At 37.2% G+C, this 5,333-nt stretch carries 4 protein-coding genes; all 4 read right to left on the bottom strand.

Features of this window, described 5'->3' with window-relative positions; genetic code table 11:
- Positions 1-270 (bottom strand): hypothetical protein (locus BM294_RS15500; protein WP_139225910.1); only part of this gene is annotated, 270 nt, incomplete at its 3' end.
- A 9-nt stretch (positions 271-279) separates the two neighbouring features.
- On the bottom strand, positions 280-3,375 hold the full coding sequence (locus BM294_RS15495; protein WP_091209970.1) for a helicase-related protein: 3,096 nt from the start codon (positions 3,373-3,375) through the stop codon (positions 280-282).
- An 18-nt stretch (positions 3,376-3,393) separates the two neighbouring features.
- Positions 3,394-3,600, bottom strand: a complete 207-nt coding sequence (locus tag BM294_RS15490) for a helix-turn-helix domain-containing protein (protein WP_091209969.1) — start codon at positions 3,598-3,600, stop codon at positions 3,394-3,396.
- A gap of 285 nt (positions 3,601-3,885) precedes the next feature.
- Positions 3,886-5,187: a group II intron reverse transcriptase/maturase gene (gene ltrA / locus BM294_RS15485; RefSeq protein WP_091209972.1), complete on the bottom strand. Its 1,302-nt coding sequence runs from the start codon at positions 5,185-5,187 to the stop codon at positions 3,886-3,888.
- Positions 5,188-5,333 lie beyond the last annotated feature (146 nt).

Here is a 5,333-nt window from a genome sequence, read left to right as displayed (position 1 = left end):
TTTTTTTAAAGCAGACGGCTCAAATTTATTGCTATCAAATTCAACACAAAATATTCCCCATTGCTGTTTGTCTACAAGTGGCTGTAATTGTCTTAACGATGATATTTTCGCAAAAGACTCTTCTTTCAATCCTATGTCGGATGCATCGAAATCATACGAAATATCCTCAATATCATCAAAATCATCTATTTCCACATCCCATCCAAGATTTGTGGAGAAATAACCTATAAGGTCGGTTATGCATTTTACTTCTCTAATATCTTTAGACATTTTTACCTCCTATGCGAGTTCCATCCATGTCACTAATCTAGGTTTCTCGCCTAATGGTGCTTGTACTGCTCTTAGATAATTCTTTTTAATATAACTATCCATTTTCTTTTTAGAATCAGTAAAGGTTTCCTCACATATCGTAAGCACTCTTGCCTCATCTTTGTTACAACGAATAGCTTTCCAAATTTCATACGTATCATCTGTGATGTTCCCGTTTTCTGGATCTAAATAGTACCATCTATACCACCCATCACCATGGCTCCAAGTCCCATCAGCTCTCTTGGTTGGTAATTCATAGCAAAAGAAAATTCCCTTTCTTGTGCTTGCTTTCTTACCACTAAACATCTTTTTGGGCATGTCCAATACCGCATCCTCATACCCAGGATTCTCTTCAATTAACTTTTGATAATCCAAAGCAATCTCTTCATCTGCAGAAGTACTCCCCTCATACTGTGAATTAAAATCCTTCAAAGCTTCATATTCATCATCTGGTGTAAGCAACTTTTGTCCTTCAATGCCAAATGTCTTAGATATTCTTAATGTCTTTTTTGAAACGGTCTTATACAGAGATAATAGTTGTTCAAGTTCAGCAGGAGGCAAGAAATTCCAGTAATATGCATACGGTCTATCATCTTTCAGTTCAGGATGATCTCGTAGTAGTTTTTCTTCTATATCAGCATTCCTTCGCCTATCAACACGGCCAATTCTTTGCATCAGTCTTACTGGATTCCAATGCAACTCATAATTGATAAGGCATTGCGCATCCTGAAGATTTAAGCCTTCTGCAAGTACATCCGTAGCGATAAGTATTTGGATCTCATCTTCTATTTCCGATGACGATAAATCATTGTAGTAAGGCGCAAACCTTTGTACCATTTCGTGCCTATCTCCACTAGATTTGCCATCTATCTCATAAATATTTTTAAACCCAGCCTTCTGTAATTCTCTATAGAGATATAAAGCAGTAGCTCTAAATTCCGAGAATATTATTATTTTTTTATCCTTCGCATGCTTATCTTCTAAAAGAATTCTTTTTAATTCTCGAATTTTATCATCATTCTCAGGCTTAATATCCATCATATCTTCTATAAACTTTGATAAAATTTCTAAATCCTGGATAGTATCATCTAGCATAATATCCAAATCAAAATCATTTACATCGAATTTTTCTTCCGTATTCCAAACGTAATCCGGAAGATCATCTTCCAAATCATCCAATGTCATCTCAGAATTGTTGTTTATAAACCACTCAACATATTCTTGAACATGGTCAAGTCTCTTGAATAATCTATCAATTGCCCTCACGTTTCCATATTGTTTATAGTCAACCATAAACTTTCTTAAACGTACGTATATTCTTATACAAGTTTCTTCAAAAGCTGCTATTGAACTTTCAAATCTCTTGAGCAATAACTGTCGAATCAAGTTTACAACCTGTGCTTGTCGTCCAAATACCATGTCGTCTATTTTTGATCTATCGCCTTTGAAATATGCCTCTTCATACGGCGAATAAACAGCCAATGCAAGAATGGCTATATTTTTTCCTGTCTTTGAATCTTTTCGATTAAATGACTTTACAAAATCATCAATCAAAGAACCATATGATTTCTCAATAGAGTAATTAGCTACAACAGGCGGTTTTCTCTCAGAAAACAAAACTTTAGCTCCATCAACCCCCACCAAACTTTTCTTTACATAAGCACGGCTACGCTGAACTACCAACTCATTAACCAATTGATCGCCTCTGAAAATATCATCAGTAATATCAATTGAGTCTGTCACGTCAGTACCAGTCATGGAATTAAGCTTCTTTTCCATTTTTATAAAATGGCCTGATAAGCTATGTATACCAAGTGGAGCTTCTGCAAAATACCCATCTTCTTTTTGGGTAAATAATTCAATTAGGTGTTGCAAATCTCTAAAGCTATTGTTAATAGGTGTAGCTGTCAGCATAAACATCTGCTTCTTCTTACCACGTCCCATCATACTAAATAGCTTTCTATATCTATTAGAGGCCTGATTCCTAAAATGATGTGCTTCATCTATCACAACAATCTCTGCATGTTCTGCAATCTGATCCATTAAATTCTGGTTTTTTTCCAGAAGTAAATCTGTATGATTAATAATCTTGAAAGGATAAAATCCCTCCAAAATTTCTGGCATATATTTCTTTATTGTTGTTTCCCAAACAGAAATTCTTGCTGAAGCCGGAACTATTAGAACAACATTTTTTCTCTCTTTCTTTACAAAACGCTCTATAAGCATCATGCCTACAAAAGTCTTTCCTAATCCAACACCATCACAAAGAAATGCCCCAGAATACTTTTCAGCAATCTGAACTAAGCTGTTATATCCATCCCTTTGATACTGTGACAAGCCAGGATAAATTACCGAATCATGGTTTTCCCATTCAGAAACAGATTCTTCTCTTCCTTTAAAGTATTCATACATAGAACGAAGATAAACATCATAAGGACTATACTCCTTACAATGCATCTCAATAACTTCAAGAATCGCTGTTGTAATATCTTCAGCATCATCCCATTGCTTTTCAAACCAACTTTGAAGCTGATCAACGTCATCCCTTATCTGAACATTTAATTCAATATTTTGTGTAAGCCCTGCCTTTGTAAAATTACTAGATCCAACCAATGCATAACCATCTGGCACATTCATTGATGAAGGGAATTGCGCCTTATATTCATCTCTAAAATACGTAATATATGCCTTTGCATGGAATTTACTTTTATCATATACGCGGCATTCAATTTTTCCTGATTTAAGCGCATCAAGTATGGCAGGAACGCCAATTAGAAAATCATTTTTCTCCTGCTCTTCATCGATACTGTCTTTGATTTTTGTTAATAAAGCTTCTACTGCTTTATCTATAACATCTTTAGTCCTACGTGTAACTTCATTACCTAGAATTATTCTAACTTTATCCAGCTTTTGCCATTCAGTATCCAATGACAAAAGACCACCTATTTCCAAATAGCCAGTCGTTATATCCATTTGCTTTGATATCGGACACCACTCTCTCAAATATTTTTTCACTGTCTGTTCATCATTTCCATTATCGACAATATATAAGTCTGTATGTCCCATAAAAGCCTCCATATCATTTTATTTTTCAAATACTATCTCTGCTATATCATTTAACTGACATTTAAACTCCCTACAGATTCTTTCCAGTACTTCCATCTGCACATTGTCACCATTTTCAAGCTTTGCAATTGTCGCATAGCTCAATCCGGTCTTTTTTATTAAATCTTTGCGTTTCATATCTTTATCAATCATCAGTTTAAATAGTTTCTTATAGGACACTGCCATATTTTGTTCCTCTTCCCTTTTGAAACTGTTTAAAATGGCTTAACCAAGCCATAAAGCGCCTTATATATTATATCACAGATTCTGAGCAATCGTTCTAAAAATCTCGCGTTCGCACGAATTTGTGCAAAATAAAAAACAGGGCCAGTCCTGTAAATAGGTGCCTGTCACTGTGAACTTTTGTTCACAGGTTGAGTAGACAGGGGGATTGCTCCCTCTGCCCCTCACAGAATTCCGGACGTGCGGCTTTTCCGCATCCGGCTCTTTACGAGACTAATCATTCGTGTATCACTGCGCATAGATACTTACGTATATTTTCGCTTTGGCTAAAGGGTAGCAGGAGTCAAGCATATGTAAGAAACTATTCCATGAATAGCTTTTCTTCTGACTTCTTCTGTTGAGCCAATAAAATAGACTCTTAACAACCTCATACCTAAAAGATTTAATACTTCGCAAGTTGTCTGTAATCCCGTAGTAATGAAAGTAACCAACCAAGATTTCGTTCAATTTCTTCACGATGTCCTTAGTCTTGAGTAAACGCATCTCGCCAATCTTTCTATGGATTTCCTTCAGCTTCTTGCTGAATTTCTTCCTGCTGGTTTTCCTCTTAACTCTGAACTTTCCGTTCTTGCTTTTGGAACAGTAGTGTGTAAATCCCAAGAAAGTAAAAGTTTCCGGTTTTGTTCCTCGATTACGGCAGTTGTCCTCCGCAAATTTCCCAAACTCAATCAGACGGCTTTTCTCTTCCTCGAGACATAGTCCAAAGTTTCCCATCCTACGTTTCAGTCGCTCATAAAATTTCTCAGCTTCATCCTTGTGCTGAAAACAAACTACAAAGTCATCAGCATAGACTATGATACCGCTGTATCCTCTCAACTTCGGCTGTATTCTCTCCTTGAACCACCACAGCAAAACATAGTGCATATAAATCAGTGAAATTATGGGGGAACAAACCGAACCTTGCCCCGAACCTTCCTCGGTATCACTATACTGAAAATCTTTCATAATTCCTGCCTTCAGCATACGTGTGACCAACCGGATGATGTTCGGGTCTTTGATACGTGATTCTATGAATTTGACTATCCATTTGTGGTCAAGGTGGTCGAAGAACCCCTTTATGTCTGCATCGAGGACATAATTGGTATAGTTCGACTCAATCATAGTATTCAGTTTCCGAAGAGCCATGTGACAGCTCCGATTCGGTCTGAACCCCATCATTTCATCATAAAACATTGGTTCAAATACCGCTTCCAGTATCCGCCTCAATGCCTCCTGCACCAATTTATCTTCATAACAGTAGATACTCAGTGGTCTTGTTTTCCCATTATCTTTTGGGATTTCCACCCTTCTTGCCGGTTTTGGTTTGTACGACTTCCTTTTCAGCCGTTCCACCAAATCAACAAGGTTTGCATCCAGATTTCTACCGTAATCCTCTTTGGTTATCCCATCGATACCTACGGCTTTATCTCCGTCCATCATCATGTGGCAATCCCTTAGGAACTTGACATCAATCAAATGTCCGATGGATGTAAACACCATCTTAGGATTTTGCGCAGATAATTCCGCTATTCTCGCCAATTTCGTTTCCATTTGTTTTCTCTTCTTTCTTCCATCTCTGTGTATGGAGAAGCCTACCTCTGTGTGTAGCAAATGTTTCCTCTTTGATATTGTCTCGCAGGTCAGGGCTGTGAGGAACAGCCCACTCTCGACTTCCCTCCGGTATTTATGTGTTCATA

Origin of the sequence: Oribacterium sp. WCC10 (assembly GCF_900113415.1) — a bacterium.
GTDB lineage: Bacteria > Bacillota > Clostridia > Lachnospirales > Lachnospiraceae > Oribacterium.
This window is presented reverse-complemented; position numbering and strand designations above follow the sequence as displayed.